Source organism: Ensifer sp. Root558 (assembly GCF_001427045.1).
In the GTDB taxonomy this organism is placed as follows: Bacteria; Pseudomonadota; Alphaproteobacteria; order Rhizobiales; family Rhizobiaceae; genus Ensifer; species Ensifer adhaerens.
Window position 1 is genome coordinate 12664 of the sequence record NZ_LMGC01000036.1, and the last position, 20352, is coordinate 33015.

Sequence of the window (20352 nt, forward strand, 5' to 3'; positions counted from 1 at the left end):
TTATGCGGCACGCCGCATGCGAGAAGTCCGCTCTTCACAAAGCGGCTGTCGACATAACAATTGGAGCGCTCGCGGTCGGTCCTGCCGCCGCTGTCGTTCCCCCGAAGCTCTTTTCGGCTTCTATTAAGTCAATTGTCTTGACTTATTTTTTGTTCAATATTCTAACAGTGTCAAGAGGGGTTTTTGGATGAACGATATGCGCCTGATCCGGGCGAAGAGCGGCACCAATCAGGAGGGGACGAGCGCGCATAACCGCCGCGTCATGATCGACGCGTTGCGACTGAACGGCCAATTGTCCCGCGCGGAACTTGCCCGCGCGACGGCGCTGACGAAGCAGACCGTTTCCAACATCATCGAAGATCTGGAGCGCGACGGGCTGGTCGAGTCACTGCAAGCAGTGCGTAATGGCCGCGGGCAGCCTTCGACGCCCTACCGGCTGGTGCCGGAAGGCGCGTTCGCAATCGGGCTGCAGATCGACCGGCACGTGACGCGTACGATCGCGGTCGATCTCGTCGGCCGGGTGCTCGCCCGCGGCGAGGCCAACCTGCCGGCCGGCGGGCCGGCGACCGGGGTCAGGACCATCCTGGAGCTGATCGAAAAGACCCGCCGTGACCTGACGGCGCTTGCGCCGCATTCGGAGGATCGCCTGGTCGGGCTTGGCGCTGCCATGCCGGGTCCCTTCGGCGTGGAGGCCGATGCCGACGACCCCTGGATGATGGCCGCCTGGCAGAACTTTCCGTTGCTCGAAACGCTTGCGGCGGGCACCGGGCTCGATGTCGGCCTGCAGAACGACGCCGCTGCAGCCGCCACCGCCGAGCGTATGGTCGGGGCGGCGCATGGCGTCGATCATGCGATCTGCATTTACTTCGGCTATGGCCTCGGCGCAGGCCTGATCCTCAACGGCGAACTCTATCGCGGCGCGAACGGCAATGCCGGCGAGATCGGCATGATCCTCAGCTTGCCGCGCGGGGCCAGTTCCGACGAGCGCATGCCGCTCGAACACCGCGCCTCGATCGCTTCGCTGTGCAAGCTTCTGGACCTCGACCCCGCCGATCCGGACCTCTATGCACGCATCGATGCTGTGGCAGAGAGCCCGGACCAAAGGCTGCTGCGGTGGATCGATGCCGCTGCCTTTGAAATGCGCGCGGCTGTTCAGGCGCTGGAAACGATCTTCGACCCGCAGACGGTGATCCTCTGCGGTGGCCTTCCGCCGGGCCTTGCGCGCCTGTTGACCGACGCGATGATGCCGCTGCTTCCGTCGATAGCCGACCGGCGAGACCGTACACTTCCTCGGCTGCAGGTCGGCTTCACCGATCCTTGGGCGGTGGCGATCGGCGCTGCCGCCGAGCCGATCAGCCGGACCTTCGATCCGCGCTTTTCCGCGATCCTCAAGACCCGGGCTGGCGCCGCCATCTGACCGCCGGCTTTAGACGATCAGGTCCGGGGTTCGTCCAGACGGGCGAGTTCCGCAAACTCGGTGCCGAGAAAATCGAGCAGGGCGCGGACGGAGGGAAGCAGGCCGCGCCGCGACGGGAAGGCAGCATGAATGATGCCGGCCTTCGGCGCCCAATCGGGCAGCACGTCGACAAGCGTGCCGTCTTTCAGGTCCTGCCGCACGACCATGGTCGGCAGCTGGCAGATGCCGACGCCGTTGAGCGCGGCCAGCCGCAGGGCCACCATGTCTTCGGTTACGAGGCGTGGCCGATGTCGGACGATCGCGGTCGCGCCGTTGGGACCGTCGAGCCGCCAGTCGTGGCTTTGGCGGTCGGGGTTCCAGGCAAGGCTCGGCAGGCCGCCGAGATCCGCCGGTGCCGGCGGGTTGCTCAAACCGGCAAGCAGCCTGGGGCTGGCGACCAGCCTTTGTTTGCTCTCGGCGAACCGCTTGACGACGAGATCGCTTTCCTCGAGCGGCGGGAAGCGCACGCGGATGGCGACATCGATGCCTTCACGCAGAACGTCGACGCGGCGATTGGTGCTTTCGAGCACCACCTCGACCTTCGGGCATTCGGCCATGAAGCGCGCGATCATCTCGCCCACCTGGAAATAGACGACCGACGACGGGCAGCTGACATGAACCACGCCCTGCGGTTCGGAACGGGTGCGGTCGATCATTTCCTGCGCCGCCTCGGCCTCCACCAGCATGGCGACGCAGTGGCGGTAATATTCCCGTCCGATCTCGGTGATGACGAAGTGGCGCGTCGAGCGCTGCACCAGCCGCACCCCGAGGCGCTCTTCGAGAAGGCCGATGCGACGGCTCAGGCGCGAGCGCGGCATGTTCAGTTTCCGGGCCGCGGCAGCAAAGCCGTTCTGTTCGACGACGTCGACGAACAGCTTGAGATCGTTCAAATCCTGCATGGGCGTTTGTCCTGTTTTCAGGACACTGTAGACCGATAGGGCTGTCTAGCGCCAGATTTGGTGCAGGCATATCTTCCCTCCAACGCTCTCGCTGACATGGCGAGACCAAGGAGAAACAGCCATGAGAAAGATACTCGGCATCTTCGGGAATGCGCATCCGCATTGGGTTGGCGATGGCTTCCCGGTCCGTTCGCTGCTGGCGCGTGACCGCGCCGGCGATCATGTGAGCCCGTTCCTTCTGCTCGACTATGCTGGGCCGATGAATTTTGCCCCTGGTGTCACGCCGCGCGGCGTCGGTGTGCATCCGCACCGCGGCTTCGAGACGGTGACGATCGTCTACCAGGGCGAGGTCGACCATCGCGACTCCGCCGGCAATGGCGGCCATATCGGTCCGGGTGACGTGCAATGGATGACGGCTGCGGGTGGTATCCTGCATGAGGAGTTCCATTCGGAGCGCTTCACACGCGAAGGCGGCACGCTCGAAATGGTGCAGCTCTGGGTCAACCTGCCGGCCGCCCACAAGAGTGTCGATCCCGGCTACCAGACGCTGCTCGACCGCGACATTCCGACGGTCAGCCTGCCGGATGGTGCGGGATCGCTCAGGGTGATCGCCGGAAGCTACGCCGGAACGCAAGGGCCGGCGCGCACCTTCACGCCCGTCAACCTCTGGGACCTGCGCCTGAAGCAGCGAGGCTCGCTCAGCCTCGATCTGCCCGAGGGCCATTCGCTCGGACTGGCGGTCCTGCGCGGTAATGTGCTCGTCAACGGTAGCGATCTTGTCGGAGAGGCGCAATTCGTTCTCTTCGGCCGCGACGGTGGCGGCATTACGCTGGACGCCAATTCGGATGCGACGGCGCTCATCTTGACCGGCGAGCCGATCGACGAACCGGTCGCCATGTACGGCCCCTTCGTCATGAACACCGAACAGGAAATCAGGCAGGCGATGACGGACTTCCAGTCCGGTCGATTCGGCAAGATCGCGAGCGTTTAGCCGCGCGAGACCGCATCGCGAACACGGAATGAACCACGACTGAACAGGAGACCGGGCGGTACCGCCCCTCAATCCCAACGCCGAAGCGCATGCGCTTCGGGGAACCCGAACGCATGCCTGCTTCCCGAATGCAGCCATGCAATCAAGCCAGCAAGGAGCAAGACCATGACACCTGCAAACTTCAACGGACAGCGCCCGGTTATCGATCCCGATGATGCGGTGATGCTTTTGATCGACCACCAGAGCGGCCTGTTCCAGACCGTCAACGACATGCCGATGCCGAAGCTTCGGGCCCATGCGGCAGCGCTTGCCAGCATGGCGACGCTGACGAAAATGCCGGTCATCACCACGGCCTCCGTGCCGCAGGGCCCGAACGGCCCGTTGATCCCGGAAATCCATGCCAATGCCCCGCATGCCAAGTATGTCGCCCGCCGCGGCGAGATCAACGCCTGGGACAATCCGGACTTCGTCGCCGCCGTCAAGGAAACCGGCCGCAAGACCCTGATCATCGCCGGCACGATCACCAGCGTCTGCATGGCCTTCCCGGCGATCAGCGCCGTGCATGACGGCTACAAGGTCTTCGTGGTCGTCGACGCTTCGGGCACCTATTCGAAGATGGCTGAGGAGATCACCCTTGCCCGTGTCGTTCAGGCCGGCGTGGTGCCGATGGATACGGCAGCGGTCGCCTCCGAACTGCAGCGCACATGGCACCGCGACGACGCCCAGCAGTGGGCCGAGATCTACACCAAGATCTTCCCGGAATATCAGCTGCTGATCGAAAGCTACCTCAAGGCCCAGCAGGTCGAGAAGGATCAGGAACAGCTCGACTCGCAGCGCGGCTAAGGCCCGCGTCGGGCAAGAGAATCAAACACCCACGGCAGATATCCTGCCGTGGGTGTTTTGTCTTGATGATTAGCGGCGGTCGATTTCCAGAATGGTCTGGAATAGCACTTCTGCGCCGCGGGCGCATTCCTCGGGCGCGGTATATTCCGCCTCGTTGTGCGAGAGCCCGTCCTTGGATGGCACAAAGATCATGGCAGTCGGGGTGATTGTCGCGATATGGGCGGCATCATGCCCGGCGCCGGAGACCATGTCGGTCGCCGAATAGCCGAGCGCTTCCGTGCTGGCGCGCACGGCGTCGATGATTACGGGATCGAAAACGACAGGCGCCTTCGACCAGATGTGGTTCAAGGCGACACCTGGCCCAGTCTTGCGGACAGCCTCTTCAAGGGCCGCTTGCATCTGATTGAGCCCCGTCTCGGAAGGATGGCGCATGTCGATCTGGAGCCGAACGGAACCGGGCACGACATTGCGCGAATTCGGCCCCACCTCGACGAAGCCGACGGTGCCCACACCCGGCGGGTTTTGACGGGCGATGTCGCGGACGGCAAGGACGATCTCGGCCGCCGCAACAAGTGCATCGTCGCGCTGCGCCATCGGCGTGCTGCCCGCATGCGCCTCCGTGCCCGTGATAGTGACATCGAACCAGCGCAGCCCTTGGATGCCCGTGACGACACCGACCTCGGTCGCCGACGCTTCGAGCAGCGGCCCCTGCTCGATATGGAGCTCGACATAGGCGGCAAAGGAAGCTGGATCGATCTTGGCCTCGCCGCGATAGCCGATCGCATCGAGCGCCGCACCGACCGTGATACCTTCGCGGTCGGTGCGCGCCTGGGCGTCATCGAGCGCCAGCGCGCCGGCAAAGACGCCGGAGCCCAGCATTGCCGGCGAGAAGCGGGAGCCTTCCTCGTTCGTCCAGTTGACGACCACGAGCGGATGGCGAAGCCGGGTGGCGCCTTCCTTGAGGGTGCGCAGGATTTCGACACCGGCGAGCACGCCGAGGATGCCGTCGAAGCGGCCGCCCTGCGGCTGGGTATCGAGATGGCTGCCGACGGCGATCGCCGGCAGCGACATGTCCTCGCCGGCATAGGTCGCAAAGATGTTGCCGATGGGGTCAATCTCGACCGTGCAGCCGAGCGCGCGGCATTCCGCGACATACCAGTCGCGGACTTCACGATCCTCCTCGGTCAATGTCAGCCGCGTGACCCCGCCCTTGTCCGCAGCACCGAAGCGCGCGGTCGAGACGATGTCGGCCCACAGCCGGTCGCCGCTTGTCGCCGGCGTGTTGATGCGGCTGGTTTCGCTGCGCATGGCTTCGGCGCTCATTTCTGCTGCTCCGGCGCGTCCTTGTTGAGCCGATAGCGGAAATCGCAATGGGAGGCGCCCTGCATTACAGTCTGGGTGCGCTCCAGCGTGATGCGCGGGTCGTAGCCGGTGCAGAAGACGCCGTCGCGGTTGCAGGACAGCAGGTGTCCGATATGGCCGAGGCCCATCTCGCGATAGGTCTCGGCGTAGCGACAGCGCTTGACGTTGTAGTGGAATTCCTCGTCCGTCGCCTTGGTGACCTCGATGACCAGCGCGTCGTCCTGGGTCCAGAGATCCTGAAGTTCCTGGAAGGTGCGCAGGTTGGTGCCGCCGGGTGTCTTGGCGGCAAAGGTCCGGCCCGCCTCGATCGCGGCCTTGGTGATCGCCTTGTCGAGGATCGCCTGGGCGCGCTCCTCGCCGATCTCCTCGCGCATCGCCTCATAGATTGGCGCGATGATGCCGGCCTCGATGCGGCGGCGCGCGAGAATTCCGATCTCGCCATCTATCGCGACGCGCGAGTCGGCGTTTTGATTGTCCGTGTTTTCCATGCAATGCCTCCCTGTCTGCCTAAGGGCAGAAGAACAGGGGCAGTTTACTACGCTGTCGATGCTTCCGTGTTGCAAATCCGTACCGGAACGATCGAATGCTGTGCAAATATTTTGCGCCAATCTCCGACCGCGCAGGAATCATTCCCGCTTTTTGGGGAATATGCATAGCCGCGTGGTGTAGCGCCCGGAATCGGCGCTGTGCCGTCAGCGCTCGCTGCTTGAAACGAACCAGCGGTAATAGGGATTGGTCGGCTCTACGCGCATCAGCAATTCCATGTCGCGCGCCCACTCGTCGCGGTAGCCGGCATAGGCATTCAGCGAGGCCTGGTAGAACAGCATCAGCCGGTTGTGGGCATCCGTCACGGATTTGTCGAACGCCGGGTCCGCGCCGAGAAGCGGAGCCTTGCTGCGGAGGGCAACCAGGGCCGGCAGCGTGCGCTGCAACTCGTCGGGGCGAACCCAGCTTGCATATTCGATCCGCGGTTGGTCGTCGGTGACCGGCAGGGCCGAACCGGCATAGCGCTCCAACCCGGTGCGATCGGACATCCAGGTCGCGAGCAGGTCGGCCGGTCCGGAAATGCCGACGTCGCGAAGCGCTGCTGCAAGCGTCGGGTCGGCGAGCCGGGCGGCAATGCGGGAAGCGTCAAGCTCCTGCGGCTCGACGGAGCCAATGAGCAGCATCTCGTGCAGTTCGGTCGACCAGAGTGTCGCATGCGGGAAACTGTCGAGGAAGCTGCGCACGAGCGCGCGGGTGTCCTCGTCGTTCTGAGTGGCGATCGGCAGCCATTGGGCGACAAGCCCGTTCGGCGCGAGGCGCTCACGCGCCAGGCGATAGAAGTCGGACGAGTAGAGGTTGACCACGCTGGCGGCCGAGGGCGGCGGCGGTTCGAGCGTGATCAGATCGTAGCGGGATTGGCTCCGCATCAGTTCGCGCCGGCCGTCGGCTACGCGCACGTCGAGACGGCTATCGCCAGCCGCATTGAAGTTGCCGGCAAAGAGCGTCGAGGCGCGGGCGACCGAGGGCAGGAGTTCGGCGGCAACGCGCCGGTCGAGGCCGGGATAGGCGAGCAGCGCACCGGCGGTGATGCCGGTACCGAGACCGATGACCAGAGCCGATTTCGGCTCGCCCTTGTGGATGACGAGCGGCAGTAGCGCCTGCAGCCGCATGTAGCGCAGCGACGGCATGGCATCGCCGGTGTTGGAAACGCCCTGGATGTAAAGGCGGCGGAAACGGCGGTCGGGCTGCCCCTGTTCGATGACGGCGACGGTGGCGCCGAGACCCTCTTCATAGGAAACGATCGTGCCATTGCCGCGCGAAAGGTTGAGCAGGCTCGCCAGCCGATCCGACGGCACGATGACGGCGATCAGCACGGTGAGGGTGCCGAGAGCCGGTGCGAGTAGCCGCCGGCCCATCCAGCCGCCCTGTCCGCGACTGACGGCGACGAGCCCGATTGCGGCTGCGGCAATGGCGAGGACGGAAAAACTTCTGACGATACCGAGAGACGGGATCAGCACAAAGCCGGTCAGAAGCGTGCCGAAAATGCCGCCGAGCGTGTTCAAGGCAAGAACCCGGCCGGTGTCGCGGCCGGCGTGTTCAGGGTCGACGGCGAGCCCGAGGGCGACCGGGAAGGCGGCGCCGAGGATCAGCGTCGGGATAAAGACGATCGTCAGTGCGGCGACGAGGAAGCGCGCGCACATGCCGGCAAAGATGCTACCGGTGACGTCGGCGACGGCGGCCTCAGCGCTGGTCTGCAGCGCCGTCAGCCAGGGGCCAAGCAGCGCAAGTTCGGCGAGCGCCACCAGGCCGGCGAGCGTGATCAACAAGCCGAAGGCCCCCCAGGGGTCGGACAGGCGCTCGCTCCGGCGCGCAAAAAGGGCGGCGCCGAGGGCAAGGCCAGAAAGATAGGTGGCAAGCACCACGGAAAAGGCGAAGGAGCGGGTGGAGATGAACTGCACGATCGCCTGCGACCAGGCCACTTCATAGCCAAGGGCGATACCGCCGGCGATGGCATAGAGGACAAGCGCCAGCCGCGAACCGTTAGCGCTACGCGTTTCCCCAGGGAGTGTCCCTTGAACAGGTTCCCGGGCGATAGGCACATTCAGGGAAAGCGCGATCGCTGCGGCGACAAGGCCGAGCCCCGCTGCCGCAAGCCCTGTCGCCTGAACGCCGAGGGCGGGAATGAGAACGAAAGAGACCGCCAGGCACCCGGCGATCGCGCCGAGCGTATTGGCGGCATAGAGCCTGCCGCCCTTCGCGGCGACGCTGCCTGCTGAGGCGTTTAGCGCCCGCAGCAGGACCGGCAGGGTGCCACCCATCAGGAAGGCTGGCGTCGCCACGATCAGGACCAGCAGGGCCCAGGCGGCGAGCGGGCTGGTGCCCTCAATCGCGACGAAGACCGGCGCGATTCTGGAAAGTATGAAGGTGACGCCGACGCCGAGTATGGCGACCCCGGTTTCAAGCAGGGCATAGAGGCGGAGCGGCTGGCGGGAACGGTCGCCGGCACGGCCAAGGACAAAACTGCCGAGCGCAAGGCCGAGGAAGAAGGCGCTGACCCCGGTGCTGACCGCATAGACATCGACGCCGGTGACCAGCGAAAGCTGCTTGATCCAGAGAACCTGAAAGACCAGAGCGGCGGTGCCGGAGAGGAAGAGCAGGAATGCCGCGGCTGCCGGAGCGATGTGCGTCCGCTTTGCCGCCGAGGTGCCCTCATTCGACTCCTCGAAAATTACCGATCGAGCGGGCGGAACGGTCTTCGTCATTGCGGCACGCCATCTCTTAACAAAGGCAGGAAGAGAAGGCGGCACACCAGGCGCCGCCTTCGAGAGTGTTATTGGGCAGGTTGGGACTTCGCCAGGATCTCGTCGATCTTCTGGTGCACGCTTTCTTCGATCTGATCGACCGAGAAGCTTGCCGGCTTCTGGCTTGGCGGATACTCGATGAAGGTTTCGAGGAACGCGGCGGATTTCCCGACCGCTTGGGCGAAGAGATAGGCATTTTTCGTTCGCCAGTCGTTGTATTGATCGGAGACGATGTCCGCCCGCTCATAGGGGTCCATCCGCAGGTTGAAGATCTTCGGTGCGCGCAGGCAGGTGAAGGGATCCTGCCAGACGTCGAAACCTCCCGGCTTGCGCATTTCGCAGTAGACGGCTTTCCAGTTGTCCCAGCGCATGCCGACGAGCTTGGCGTCGTCGTTGAAGTAGAAGAACTCCTTGCGTGCGCTCTTTGGCTGCTCGCCGGTGAGGTAGGGCAACTGGTTGTAGCCGTCGAGATGAACCTTGAATGTCTTGCCGTCGAGGTCGGTACCCTTCAGCAGACGTTCCTTGATGTCCTTGTCGCCGGCGGCAGCCAAAAGCGTCGGGAACCAGTCGAGACCCGAGAACATCTCGTTGGAAACGCCCGGCTTGATCTTGCCGGGCCAGCGGATCATTGCCGGTACCCGGAAGGCGCCTTCCCAGTTCGAGTCCTTTTCGCTGCGGAACGGCGTGGTCGCCGCATCCGGCCAGGAGAACTGGTTGGGGCCGTTGTCGGTCGTGTAGACGACGATGGTGTTGTCGGCGATCTTGAGCTCGTCGAGCAGGTCCAGCAGTTTGCCGACGTCCCCGTCATGCTCGATCATGCCGTCGGCATAGTCGTTGCCGGGCATTCCGCTCTGGCCCTTGTACTGGTCGCGCACATGGGTGAACAGATGCATGCGTGTCGTGTTCATCCAGGTGAAGAACGGCTTCTTTGCATCCGTCTGCTTCTTGATGAAGTCCATTGCCGCCGCGGTCGTCTCGTCGTCGATGGTCTCCATGCGCTTGGAATTGAGCGCTCCGGTGTCCTCGACCTTGCCGTCGGCGAAGGAGTGCAGCACGCCGCGTGGGGCATAGGACTTGAGGAAAGCCGGATCGTCCTTCGGCCAGTATGGGCGTTCCGGTTCTTCTTCGGCATTCAGGTGATAAAGGTTGCCGAAGAACTCGTCGAAGCCGTGTGCCGTCGGCAGGAAACGGTCCTGGTCGCCGAGGTGGTTCTTGCCGAACTGACCGGTGGCATAACCCTGGGCTTTCAGCGCCTGGGCGATCGTCACGTCGCGGTCCTGGAGTCCGACCGGAGCGCCGGGAACGCCCACCTTGGACATGCCGGTGCGCAGCACGGTCTGGCCGGTGATGAAGGTAGAGCGGCCGGCGGTGCAGCTGTTTTCGGCGTAGTAATCGGTGAACATCATGCCGTCGTGCGCGATCCGGTCGATATTCGGTGTCTTGTAGCCGACGACACCGAAGGAATAGGCGCTGATATTGGTCTGGCCGATATCGTCGCCAAAGATGACGAGGATGTTGGGCTTGGCGGCATCCTGCGCGAAGGCCGGCAGCGCGGAGGCGGAAATCGACGACATAAGCACGGTGCCGGCGAGCGCCAGCGCTTTCGGTTTCGCGGCATGCCCGATGGTACACGCGGCGAGCCGGCCAAGCCGGTTTTTCAGATCGATACTCATCTCATGTCTCCCTGAGGCAGCAAGCAATCGCTCTCGGAATGCAGGCAAAGTTTCGGATTTACCGATTCAACTTCTACCGGCGGGTGTCCGCGGGTAAGTACGTAACAGTTACGAAGGTCGGCGACGGCGGGTAAATCAGGTCCGGCCCACGGCTCCGAAGCGCCTTGGCGGCGCGGCCTCCAGACCGGGATTAAGATCGGGCAAGTCCGATGTCGGGCCGCCGCCATCGGCGGAGGTTTCGGCCAGCCAGCGCTGTCTCGCCACGTTCAGACCGCTGCGTAACCGCAGGAGATCTGGCCCGCCCTGATGGGAGCTGCTGCTGCCATAGCGGCTGCGGCGATAATCGGCAAAAGCGTTTGCCGTCGCCGGGTCGGCGAAGCTGTCGAGCCAGCGCGAGACCGGCGTGTTGCCAGTCCGGCGTGACCAATGGTCGACCGCCGTCTCCAGCCGCGTGGGGTCGTGATCCCGACAGGCGTCGAGCACGTGGCGAAATGCCGTGGCCTCGGATTGCGCCCTCTGCTCGAGCGCGGTTTCCAGCCAGGTTTCGAGGCGGCCGAACAGATTGGCGGCCAGCTGGATAAGCGCCGCGAAAGCGGCGATCGATGTCGCGATGCCGAGCCACCACAACCAGTCGAAAGGTTCCTCAGCGGGCGGCGGCGCAGGCGGGGCGAGTGCGGGCGCAGCCGCTGGGGCAGCGTTGACGCTGACGGTCACTCTGGCCGCCTCGGCCGTCTGCATCGATCCGCTCGCCGGGTCGAACCAGGGCAGGCTGATCGCTGGAAGCGCGTAGGTGCCGGGCTTTGCAAAGACGTAGGTTGCCACGTCCTTGCGCAGTCCCGCCGTGATATCCCCGCGTGACGTGCGCTCCTCCGAAAGCACCGGATCGTGCCGGTAAATCTGCACGTCCGCGGGGGCGTCGAAGGTCGGTTCGGGGATCATCATCGGCGCCAGGCCGGCGGCGCGGATGGTGATGGTCCGCACCAGGGCATCGCCTGCCTTTAGCCCCGCGGGATCCCGGTCGAAAGACTGGGTGAGGGTGATTTCTCCGGCGGTGACGCCGGCCTCTCCACCTGCGCCTTGCGGAACGGCTTCGACCGTGAACTTGAGCGAAGGCAACGTCACCTGACCCTTGCTCATCTGGCCGGGTACGGCGGCATAGCCGAACGGAATGATGGCGGGCGGCAGCACGTAGTCGCCTGCCGCCTGTGGGTTGATCGCGTAGGTTTTGCGGATGCCTGAGAAGGCCTCGCCGTTGACGGTCTCGTTGAGGTTCATGCCGCGTTCGTCGGGCATGGTGACGACAGTGCCGGGAAGATCGAACAGAGGAAACTGCGGCGGCGAAAGGAAGTAGTTCGGCACGAAGACGTCGACGTCGACCTCGATCTGCTGGCCGGCATAAATCGGCGCCTTGGTCGTGAGCGTCGCGCGGGCAAAGGGATTGGCGGCGAAGGCCGTGCCTGCAAGCCAAAGCGACAGGCCGAGGAGCCAGATGATCAGCCGCGGCAGGGCGGCGAGGGCTGTCACGGGGCCGCCTCCTTTGCTTCGATCGCAAATTTTCGTGCCAGCAGGTCGGCCGGCGACACCTGGATGTTGCGCATCCACATGTCGGCCGTCTGCGGTCCGCCCTGAACGGTCGCTTCCGTTCCCTTCTTGCCCTTGTCGTCGAACTGGGCCTGGTCCGGGTCAATGCCCGCCTGTTCCTGCTGTGCGTCCTGTTCCTGCTTGTCCTTGTCGGCCTTGCGCTTTTTGGCGATCTCGAGGTTCTTTTGGGCGTCGGTCCAGTCGGGGCGGCGCTTTAGCGCCTGCTCGTAGGCGGCGATCGCCTCCTCGGCCTTGTCGAGGTGCAGGAGGGCATTGCCCTGATTGTAGTAGCTTTCCGCCGTATCGCTCTCGGCAAAGGCGTCGATCGCATCCTGGAAACGGCCGGCGCGGTAGAGCGCTGCGCCGCGCCAGGCGGGATCCGCGAACGTTTCAGAGGCCCCCTGGAAATCGCCCTGTTCGAAGGCGCGACGGCCCTGCTGGTCCGGAGTGAGCCAGAGGTCGATAAAGCGATTGTCCGCCGCCTCCACCCGTTCGCTGCCCATGAGCGAAGTGGCCGCGAGCAGATAGACCGCCCAGCGTATGGTCCAGCCGCGTCGGAACCAGAAGAGGCCGAAGACGGCAATCGGAATCGTCAGCCACCAGCCGAGATCGTGCCAGCGCGTCAGCCCTTCGGCCGTCTTCGCTGCAAAATTCGTCTGGATGCGCCTGATGATCCAGCTGACGTCGGCGTCATCGGATGTCACCGACGCCACCTCGGCCTTGGATGCGGACTGCAGCGCCTTGAGGCCGTCGACATCGAGCTTCGCCCTGACATGCGCGCCGGTGGCGTCGGTCAGGAACCCGCCGTCCGCCGTCTTGACCGGACCGCCTTCTGCCGTGCCGATGCCGAGCACCATCAGCGAGTTGCGCCCCTGATACCCACCGAAGGCCGGGAAGGCGGAACGCTCGACGCCGTCGGTCATGAACAGGATGGTGCCAGGCACCGTTTCGTTGGCGAGCGCTTTTTCGACCTCCTGCAAGGCCTTGGCTGTGTCCTTACCCTCAACGGGCATGATCTGCGGCGACAGCGCGGCGAGGTAGGATTTGACCAGCGCGGCATCGTCGCTGAGCGGCAGCACCATGTGGGCGGAGCCGGCATAGGCGAACAACGCGGTGCGCGAGCCTTTCCTCCTGTCGAGAATGTCCTGGACCTTCAATTTGGCGCGTTCGAGCCGCGTCGGCGAAACATCGGTCGCGTTCATCGTCGGGTTGAGGTCAATGGCGATTGCCAGAGGTGCGGTGTCCTCGACGAAGGGCGGCCGTTCACGCTGCCAGGTCGGGCCAGCGGCTGCGATCGCCGCAACGGCGATCAGTGCGGCGGTGACGTGCACCGGCTGGAAACGCCGTTTCCCGCCCTTGTCGATCAGCAGGTGATCGAGCAGGTGCGGTGCGATCATGTCCTGCCACTGCGAGCGGACATCGCCGCGCCGGGTAACGAGGTAGATCAGCAGCGGGACGGCGGCGAGCGCCAGCAGCCACAGCGGCCGCAGAAAGTGAAAATCCGCGATCATGGCGCTGCCTCCCGGCGCTGACGCCGGTCGCCGAGCGAGGATAGGAGCCACATGACGGCGTGATAGGCGAGCACCAGCAGGAGTGCCGCACCCAGCGGATAGTAGAACAGCTCGATGCGCGGCCGCCAGGAGAGCGTCTTCTGGTTTGCCGGCGTCAACTGGTCGAGCAATTGGTAGATGTTCTGCAGACCGGCCTGATCCTGGCCGAAGAAGTAGCGCCCCTTCGTCGCTTCGGCGATCTGCTGGAGTGCCGCCGTGTCGAGCTTCTGTTCTCCTTGAGCATTGGGATCGCCGATGCCGACCGTGTGGATCACCACCTTTCGCTCGGCGGCGATGCCGGCGGCCTTGTCGGGCGGCATCTTACTGGCGGTGTCGTTGCCGTCGGTCAAGAGGATCATCACCTTGTCCGGCGCGGTGCTGGCGTCGAACATTTTGATCGCCAGCCCGATCGCATCGCCGACGGCGGTGCGGGGACCGGCCATGCCCGGCAGGCTGTCGGCCAGCATCAGCTTGACGGTCTTGTGGTCGAGCGTGAACGGTACCAGCGGATAGGGCGCATCGCCGAAGGCGATCAGGCCCAGCCGGTCATTGGGCCGCCGGTCGATGAAGTCGGCGACCACCGCGTGCACCGCTTCGGCGCGGGTCTGCAGGTTGCCGGCGGGATCGCGAAAGTCGCGCGTGTCCATCGACTGTGACAGATCGATCGCCAACATCAGGTCGCGCTGCGGTTCGACCTTTTCGATCGGCGGCTCGACATATTGCGGCCGCGCCAGCGCCAGCACGATCAGCGTCCAGCAGATGGGTGCGATCACCTTCTGGCCGAGATTGGTTCTCGGAACGACGGAGCCTTCGGTCGGACCGAGATTGGCCGCCGCGGTGATGTCCTTGAAGAACGGCACCCTGACGGCGGCCGACTGCTCGCGGTATGGCGGAAGCAGCCACCAGACAAGGAAGGGCAACGGCAGAAGGATCAGTGCCCAGGCGTGGTCAAGCACGTACATGATGCGCCTCGATCCAGTGCCGCGCTGCCGCGATGTAGGCCTTTGCCTCAGCCTCCGGAACCGCGGCGAGCGCCTGGCTGCCACGATACTCGGCTTCCTCGAAAAAACGCGCAGAGGCGATCGGAAAGACGGGACCGCCGGAATGAGCGTCGAGATATTTGGTCCAGCCGGTGCCGTGCAGGCCGGCAATGGCTTCGCGTGGCCAGATCGAGAGCGCGGTCCGCTTCAAAAGGACAGGCAGGGCCGCGAGCGCCTCGCCACGCGATCCGGTGGCGGTCAATCCGGCTTCTATCTTTCTGAGGTCGGCGAGCGCCTCGCGGCGGTAGCTGTTGGCCTCCCAGCGCCGGTACCAGCGCCAGCAGGCAAAGGCCGCCATGAGAAGGATAATGCAGCCGAGCACCGCCCACGCCTTGGTCTGGGGCATCATCGAGACAGGCTGCGGCAAGGCGATATCCGCGAGCTGCCGAAGGGCGGCGTCGAGCATCGGATCTCTCGCAGGTGCCGCCGTCGCCATCATCGCCTCCGCTGCCGGCTGGCGAGTTGGCCGAGCATGGTGCGCAGCTGCGGCGCCACCTCTTCCGCCGCAGAGATCGGCAGCATGGGCAGGCCGAGCTCCTCCTGCCAGGCGCGCAGCGCTCGCCCGCGCTTGCGGGCAAAGCTGTCGATCGCCTCGCGCACATTGCCATGGCCGAACTGCACTTCGGCCTGAAGCAGCCCGCCGCTAAAGACGATATCGCCCTTGCGCGGCAGTTCGAGCAGGAAGGGATCGTAGATCAGAACGCAGATCACATCGTTGTGGGCCGAAAGCTTCAAAAGCATGTCGCGGGTTTCGAGGCTGTAGCCGTCGAAGTCGCTGACGACGATGATCAGGTGATCGTGCCGGGCGATGTTGGCAACGGTCGTCAGCACGACGTCGAGCTGCTCGGCTCCATGCGGCGCCTGCGAACCGGCCTGCAGTGCGGTATTGTGGCGAACGATGCTGTCGGCGAGCCGGATCACCGCTTCGCGGCTGCGGTATGGGCGCGTTTCGGTCACCTCCTCGTCGCCGAAGACGAAGCCGCCGACACGGTCGCCAAGGGCCAGCACGCGCCAGGCGGAGAGCGCTGCCACTTCCGCCGCGGCGACCGACTTCATCGCGCGGCGGCTGCCGAAGAACATGTTGATGCGCTGGTCGACGAGGATGAGGGCCGGCCGGTCCTTCTCTTCGTCATAGACGCGGACGACCGGCTTGCCGGTGCGCGCCGTCACGCGCCAGTCGATGGCGCGGATGTCGTCGCCGGGCAGGTAGTTGCGTAGTTCCTCGAACGAAAGTCCGCGGCCGCGCATGCGTGATTCGTGACGGCCGGCAAGCAGGCGGCGCACCGGCGCCTTGCGCAGGAACGTCAGATCGCGGGCCATCGCTTCGAGACCGACAAGTGCGTCCACTGAGGTGTAGACGCCGGTGGCGTCGGCGGTGCGTGGCTTTATGATGCCGCGTGAGCGGGCGAGGGCCGGCAGGGATATGGCCATCGGCGAACCTCCATCCTCAGGCGACCGCGACGAGCTCGACGATGCGGTCGATCACCTGGTTGGCGGTGGTGCCGCCGGCATGCGCTTCGTAAGAAAGCACCAGGCGATGGCGAAAGACATCGTGCACGGTCGCCTGCACATCGTCGGGCGTGACGAAATCGCGGCCGTTCAGCCAGGCGTGCGCCCGCGAAACCTTATCGAGGCCGATGACGCCGCGCGGGCTCACGCCGACCTGAAGCCACTTGGCCAGATCCTTGTCGACCTTGTCGGGATAGCGCGTCGCCATCACCAGCGCGACGATGTAGTTCTCGATCGCTTCGGAAACGGTGATCGCCGATATTTCCTTGCGTGCGGCAAAGACCGCGTCCTGGGCAAGCTTTTCCGTCGCATGATTGTTGGATTTGGCGTTGGTTTCCTCCGAGCGCACGAGCCGCATGATGTCTGCCTCTGAGGCTGCGTCCGGATAATCCACCTGGATGTGCATGAGGAAGCGGTCCAGTTGCGCTTCGGGCAGCGGATAGGTGCCTTCCTGCTCGATCGGGTTCTGGGTCGCCATGACCAGGAACAGATCGGGCAGCACATGGCTCTTGCCGCCGATCGTGACCTGGCGTTCCTCCATCGCCTCGAGCAGCGCCGATTGCACCTTGGCCGGCGCCCGGTTCACCTCGTCGGCGAGGATGAGATTGGCGAAGATCGGCCCTTCCTGGAACTGGAACGCGCCCTTGCCGCCCTCGGAAAAATAGATCTCGGACCCCGTGATGTCGGCGGGCAAGAGGTCGGGTGTGAACTGGATGCGCGAAAGCTCCGCATCGAGGTTTTTGGCCATGCTCTTGATCGCTCGGGTTTTCGCAAGTCCGGGCAGGCCCTCGACCAGCAGATGGCCGTTGCTGAGCAGCCCCAGCAGCAAGCGCTCGATCATGCCCTCCTGGCCGATGATCGCTTCGCCGATGCGCTTGCCGAGTTGCTGGATATCGTCGCGTGCACCCATGAAGTCCTGCTCCCTTGCCCCGCCGGCAACATCAGTCGTCATGAACTTTCGCGAGAGCTTATTGTTAAATCAGGCCAATTGGAAAGAACGTAACAGTAACGAAGGCCTGAGCGGCGATGGCGGATACCTCTTGTGGCACGCGGCCTGCGCCCCGAGGGCTTTGGGCGATTGCGTAACGGTTACGTACTTTGGGCAGCGGGCATTTGGCGCTAACGTGTGCAGACCGTCCGCGCGCGTGCTAGCCGACGGTGCCAAGGGAGATCAGAGCCACATGCAAATGTCCCCGAAAATGCCCCTTGTCGACGAAACGCCCGCGGCGATCAGCGCCCGCGAGCAAATCTGGATCGAGGGCGGGACCTTTCTCATGGGTTCGGACAAGCACTATCCGGAGGAAGCGCCGGCCCATCCGGTGAAAGTTGACGGCTTCTGGATCGACGTCACGCCCGTTACCAACCGGCAGTTCGCCGCCTTCGTCGAGGCGACCGGCTACGTGACCGAGGCGGAGAAGACGCCCGATCCGAAGGACTATCCGGGCGCGCTTCCGGAAATGATGCGGGCGGGTTCAGTGATCTTCGACCCGCCGAAGCGGGTGACCAGCAACAGTCCTTCGCAATGGTGGAACTTCAAGTTCGGCGCCGACTGGCGGCGGCCCTATGGGCGGCAGAGCAACATCCGCGGCAAACTCGACCATCCGGTGGTGCAGGTCTCCTACCTCGACGCCAAGGCCTATGCCGCCTGGGCGGGAAAGGACCTGCCGACGGAGGCCGAATGGGAGTTCGCCGCGAAAGGCGGGCTCGAAGGCGCGGAATTTGCCTGGGGGGACGAACTGGTGCCCGAGGGACGTTTCATGGCAAACACCTGGCACGGCATGTTTCCGACGGAAAACCTGAAGCCCGACGGCTTCGAGCGGACCTCGCCGGTCGCGAGCTTTCCCGCCAATGGCTACGGCCTCTACGACATGATCGGCAATACCTGGGAATGGACCAGCGACTACTGGTCCACCCGCCACCCTGCGCCGGCGCAAAAGAGCTGCTGCATACCCGCCAATCCGCGGGGCGGGGACCGGGAAGCGAGTTTCGATCCGCGGCAGCCGACGATCCATATCGCCCGTCGCGTCGTGAAAGGCGGATCCCATCTCTGCGCGCCTAACTATTGCCGTCGGTATCGTCCGGCGGCGCGTCACGCGCACGAGGAAAACGCGGCGACGACCCATATTGGGTTCCGTTGCATTCGGCGGCCCTGATCCGGCCGGAGGACTTGAAAACCGTTCCGCCAGGAGGATGGATGATGACGGCAACAGCGATGCGTTTGGGGTTCGTGATGGACGAAAGGGCTTGCAAACCGCGGCTTCGCGCAAGGCTCGCTGGCCTGCTGCTCGCGTTCGTTGCGGCCTTCGCCTCACCTGTTGCCCTTGTGGCGGCCGATGCGCCGGCCGACATTCTGCCCTCGTGGAACGATGGCGAGGCGAAAAACGAGATCGTCGATTTCGTCACACGGGTCACCAGCGAGGGCAGCGCCGATTTCGTGGCGCCGGCAGAGCGGATCGCCGTCTTCGACAATGACGGCACGCTGTGGACCGAGCAGCCGAACTATTTCCAGGGCATGTTCGCCATCGACCGCGTCAAGGCGATGGCGCCCGAGCACCCCGAATGGAAGGACAAGGAGCCTTTCGCATCGCTGCTGAAGGGGGACATGGCAGGCGTTGCCGCCGCCGGCGAAAAAGGCATCGTCGAGTTGGTCATGGCGACCCATGCCGGCATGACGACGGACGCGTTCACGAAAACGGTCACGGATTGGTTCGCGACCGCCCGGCATCCGCGCTTCGATCGCCCCTATAACGAGATCACCTTTCTGCCGATGCGCGAGTTGCTCGATTATCTCAGGGCAAGCGGCTTCAAGACCTATATCGTCTCGGGCGGCGGCATCGAATTCATGCGGCCGATGACCGAACAGATGTATGGGATCCCACCCGAGCAGGTGGTCGGCAGCAGCATCACGACGAAGTACGAACTCGACGGCGACGCGCCGGTGCTGATGCGGGAGCCCAAGATCGACTTCATCGACGACGGTGCCGGCAAGCCGGTCGGGATCAACACCTTTATCGGCCGCCGCCCGATCTTCGCTGCCGGTAATTCCGATGGCGACTATGAGATGCTGCGTTGGGTAACGGCGGGGTCCGGCCCGCGTTTCGGCATGATCGTTCACCATACGGACGGGGAGCGCGAATGGGCCTATGATCGGCAATCGCCTGTCGGCAAGCTGGACAAGGCGATGACCGAGGCCGAGCAGCGGAACTGGCTTCTGGTCGATATGAAGAACGACTGGCGCAAGATCTACGCCTTCGAAAAATAGGTGGCTGCACGGCTGGCGCCGTGCGCCTCAGCGATCGATGTCGGGGCGAGGGCCGAGTGCCAAGTGCGACTTTAGCGCGGGGCCGTGGTCGACTATCGTCGCGCGGACGATGGTGCTCTTGCTCGTCTTTCCCGCCGCGGAACATCTCTCAACGCCGATCGCGATATCGCGTGTGCCGCCTGTGCGGCTGCTGACGGCCCGAATCATGGGATTCGAGGCGAAGATTGCCAAGGTGCCGGCAATCCGGACCAATGTTACTGTTACGTACTTCCGAAAATCGGCGTTCGTGCCACTTTTCGCTCAGGGGAGAGGTAAGCGAGGGTCGGATTGGCCACAAGCACCGACCGGCGAGCCGGCCCCCCGCCCGCAACGGTGTCTGGTCGTCGCTGACACCTTGGGGAATGCAAAGGCATGAGCATCGATTGTCGTTCAAACGGATGGTAAACCATGCCCAGCGCAGCCTCTCAACGGGGACTACTGAAGCTTATGCTCAGGCTGCCGGCTCTGCGCGGCCAGTTGCAATTGCTCTGTGCCAAGAACCAGTCCCTGGCAAGCCTCTGCGAAGCCTATGAGGAAGCGAGCTCTATGCTTGACCGGCAAAGGCGTCTCGCCCCTCTGGATCATTCGATGATCTCGGAGTATGAATTGATCTGTCGCGAGATCGAAGAAGAGGTCATTTCCGTCTGTATCGCCGATACGGGGACGTGAGCGTAGTCCGTTGTGATTAACAAATAGCTCGCTTGAGCTTGTCAGAGCGACGAAAACCCCACAAGAATTCTATGGGAATGATCGGGCGTTCCTGTTCCAACTTAAAATGATTCAATTCTTCGATGAAAATATTTTGTGACGGTGCGATATTCTTCTTTCCGCCACAGAAGCTCTCGTCTAGAGTTCGCCTC

General features: G+C 64.1%; 17 protein-coding genes. 6 read left to right on the forward strand and 11 right to left on the reverse strand.

Features of this window, described 5'->3' with window-relative positions; genetic code table 11:
- The first annotated feature begins 187 nt into the window (after positions 1-187).
- A complete protein-coding gene (locus tag ASD63_RS29605; protein WP_060521805.1) occupies positions 188-1417 on the forward strand; it encodes an ROK family transcriptional regulator in 1230 nt (409 codons plus the stop codon).
- Positions 1418-1434: 17 nt separating this feature from the next.
- Here the strand turns inward: ASD63_RS29605 and ASD63_RS29610 are convergent, their stop codons facing one another.
- Complete coding sequence (locus ASD63_RS29610) at positions 1435-2355, reverse strand: LysR substrate-binding domain-containing protein (protein WP_060530235.1); 921 nt, start codon at positions 2353-2355, stop codon at positions 1435-1437.
- A gap of 121 nt (positions 2356-2476) precedes the next feature.
- Between ASD63_RS29610 and ASD63_RS29615 the strand changes: the two genes are divergently transcribed.
- Positions 2477-3346: a pirin family protein gene (locus tag ASD63_RS29615; RefSeq protein ID WP_060521803.1), complete on the forward strand. Its 870-nt coding sequence runs from the start codon at positions 2477-2479 to the stop codon at positions 3344-3346.
- Positions 3347-3511: 165 nt separating this feature from the next.
- A complete protein-coding gene (locus ASD63_RS29620) occupies positions 3512-4189 on the forward strand; it encodes an isochorismatase family protein (RefSeq protein WP_034799134.1) in 678 nt (225 codons plus the stop codon).
- Between the two features lie 69 nt (positions 4190-4258).
- Here the strand turns inward: ASD63_RS29620 and ASD63_RS29625 are convergent, their stop codons facing one another.
- The 10 genes from ASD63_RS29625 to ASD63_RS29670 form a co-directional block, all read right to left on the reverse strand.
- On the reverse strand, positions 4259-5512 hold the full coding sequence (locus tag ASD63_RS29625; RefSeq protein WP_244495271.1) for a Zn-dependent hydrolase: 1254 nt from the start codon (positions 5510-5512) through the stop codon (positions 4259-4261).
- Positions 5509-6039 (reverse strand): L-2-amino-thiazoline-4-carboxylic acid hydrolase, encoded by a 531-nt coding sequence (locus ASD63_RS29630; RefSeq protein ID WP_060530236.1) that lies wholly within the window; start codon positions 6037-6039, stop codon positions 5509-5511. Before ASD63_RS29630 ends, ASD63_RS29625 begins: the two co-directional genes overlap by 4 nt.
- A 204-nt stretch (positions 6040-6243) precedes the next feature.
- Positions 6244-8799: a spermidine synthase gene (locus ASD63_RS29635; protein WP_244497289.1), complete on the reverse strand. Its 2556-nt coding sequence runs from the start codon at positions 8797-8799 to the stop codon at positions 6244-6246.
- A 68-nt stretch (positions 8800-8867) separates the two neighbouring features.
- Positions 8868-10412, reverse strand: a complete 1545-nt coding sequence (locus ASD63_RS29640; RefSeq protein ID WP_060530365.1) for an arylsulfatase — start codon at positions 10410-10412, stop codon at positions 8868-8870.
- Between the two features lie 234 nt (positions 10413-10646).
- Positions 10647-12035, reverse strand: coding sequence for a BatD family protein (locus ASD63_RS29645; protein WP_060530237.1), 1389 nt, complete (start codon positions 12033-12035; stop codon positions 10647-10649).
- Positions 12032-13603, reverse strand: a complete 1572-nt coding sequence (locus ASD63_RS29650) for a VWA domain-containing protein (protein ID WP_034799139.1) — start codon at positions 13601-13603, stop codon at positions 12032-12034. The genes ASD63_RS29645 and ASD63_RS29650 overlap by 4 nt, the downstream gene beginning before the upstream one ends.
- Positions 13600-14604: a VWA domain-containing protein gene (locus ASD63_RS29655; protein ID WP_034799141.1), complete on the reverse strand. Its 1005-nt coding sequence runs from the start codon at positions 14602-14604 to the stop codon at positions 13600-13602. Before ASD63_RS29655 ends, ASD63_RS29650 begins: the two co-directional genes overlap by 4 nt.
- Positions 14591-15118, reverse strand: coding sequence for a DUF4381 domain-containing protein (locus ASD63_RS29660; RefSeq protein ID WP_060530238.1), 528 nt, complete (start codon positions 15116-15118; stop codon positions 14591-14593). Before ASD63_RS29660 ends, ASD63_RS29655 begins: the two co-directional genes overlap by 14 nt.
- On the reverse strand, positions 15118-16113 hold the full coding sequence (locus ASD63_RS29665) for a DUF58 domain-containing protein (protein WP_082573022.1): 996 nt from the start codon (positions 16111-16113) through the stop codon (positions 15118-15120). The genes ASD63_RS29660 and ASD63_RS29665 overlap by 1 nt, the downstream gene beginning before the upstream one ends.
- A 16-nt stretch (positions 16114-16129) precedes the next feature.
- On the reverse strand, positions 16130-17101 hold the full coding sequence (locus ASD63_RS29670) for a MoxR family ATPase (RefSeq protein WP_060521798.1): 972 nt from the start codon (positions 17099-17101) through the stop codon (positions 16130-16132).
- A gap of 277 nt (positions 17102-17378) precedes the next feature.
- Here ASD63_RS29670 and ASD63_RS29675 point away from each other — a divergent pair, with 277 nt between their 5' ends.
- From ASD63_RS29675 to ASD63_RS29690, 3 genes are all read left to right on the forward strand, one after another.
- Positions 17379-18344: a formylglycine-generating enzyme family protein gene (locus ASD63_RS29675; protein ID WP_082573032.1), complete on the forward strand. Its 966-nt coding sequence runs from the start codon at positions 17379-17381 to the stop codon at positions 18342-18344.
- 41 nt (positions 18345-18385) lie between these two features.
- Positions 18386-19453 (forward strand): HAD family hydrolase, encoded by a 1068-nt coding sequence (locus ASD63_RS29680; RefSeq protein WP_348272619.1) that lies wholly within the window; start codon positions 18386-18388, stop codon positions 19451-19453.
- A gap of 447 nt (positions 19454-19900) precedes the next feature.
- A complete protein-coding gene (locus ASD63_RS29690) occupies positions 19901-20161 on the forward strand; it encodes a hypothetical protein (RefSeq protein ID WP_034799152.1) in 261 nt (86 codons plus the stop codon).
- Positions 20162-20352 lie beyond the last annotated feature (191 nt).

What these genes read in the sequence shown, in the direction of transcription:
- ASD63_RS29605 (WP_060521805.1), top strand. Translation starts at nt 188, where the DNA reads ATGAACGATATGCGCCTGATCCGGGCGAAGAGCGGCACCAATCAGGAG.
- ASD63_RS29610 (WP_060530235.1), bottom strand. Translation starts at nt 2,355, where the DNA reads ATGCAGGATTTGAACGATCTCAAGCTGTTCGTCGACGTCGTCGAACAG.
- ASD63_RS29615 (WP_060521803.1), top strand. Translation starts at nt 2,477, where the DNA reads ATGAGAAAGATACTCGGCATCTTCGGGAATGCGCATCCGCATTGGGTT.
- ASD63_RS29620 (WP_034799134.1), top strand. Translation starts at nt 3,512, where the DNA reads ATGACACCTGCAAACTTCAACGGACAGCGCCCGGTTATCGATCCCGAT.
- ASD63_RS29625 (WP_244495271.1), bottom strand. Translation starts at nt 5,512, where the DNA reads ATGAGCGCCGAAGCCATGCGCAGCGAAACCAGCCGCATCAACACGCCG.
- ASD63_RS29630 (WP_060530236.1), bottom strand. Translation starts at nt 6,039, where the DNA reads ATGGAAAACACGGACAATCAAAACGCCGACTCGCGCGTCGCGATAGAT.
- ASD63_RS29635 (WP_244497289.1), bottom strand. Translation starts at nt 8,799, where the DNA reads ATGACGAAGACCGTTCCGCCCGCTCGATCGGTAATTTTCGAGGAGTCG.
- ASD63_RS29640 (WP_060530365.1), bottom strand. Translation starts at nt 10,412, where the DNA reads ATGTCGTCGATTTCCGCCTCCGCGCTGCCGGCCTTCGCGCAGGATGCC.
- ASD63_RS29650 (WP_034799139.1), bottom strand. Translation starts at nt 13,603, where the DNA reads ATGATCGCGGATTTTCACTTTCTGCGGCCGCTGTGGCTGCTGGCGCTC.
- ASD63_RS29655 (WP_034799141.1), bottom strand. Translation starts at nt 14,604, where the DNA reads ATGTACGTGCTTGACCACGCCTGGGCACTGATCCTTCTGCCGTTGCCC.
- ASD63_RS29660 (WP_060530238.1), bottom strand. Translation starts at nt 15,118, where the DNA reads ATGGCGACGGCGGCACCTGCGAGAGATCCGATGCTCGACGCCGCCCTT.
- ASD63_RS29665 (WP_082573022.1), bottom strand. Translation starts at nt 16,113, where the DNA reads ATGGCCATATCCCTGCCGGCCCTCGCCCGCTCACGCGGCATCATAAAG.
- ASD63_RS29670 (WP_060521798.1), bottom strand. Translation starts at nt 17,101, where the DNA reads ATGGGTGCACGCGACGATATCCAGCAACTCGGCAAGCGCATCGGCGAA.
- ASD63_RS29675 (WP_082573032.1), top strand. Translation starts at nt 17,379, where the DNA reads ATGTCCCCGAAAATGCCCCTTGTCGACGAAACGCCCGCGGCGATCAGC.
- ASD63_RS29680 (WP_348272619.1), top strand. Translation starts at nt 18,386, where the DNA reads ATGATGACGGCAACAGCGATGCGTTTGGGGTTCGTGATGGACGAAAGG.
- ASD63_RS29690 (WP_034799152.1), top strand. Translation starts at nt 19,901, where the DNA reads ATGCCCAGCGCAGCCTCTCAACGGGGACTACTGAAGCTTATGCTCAGG.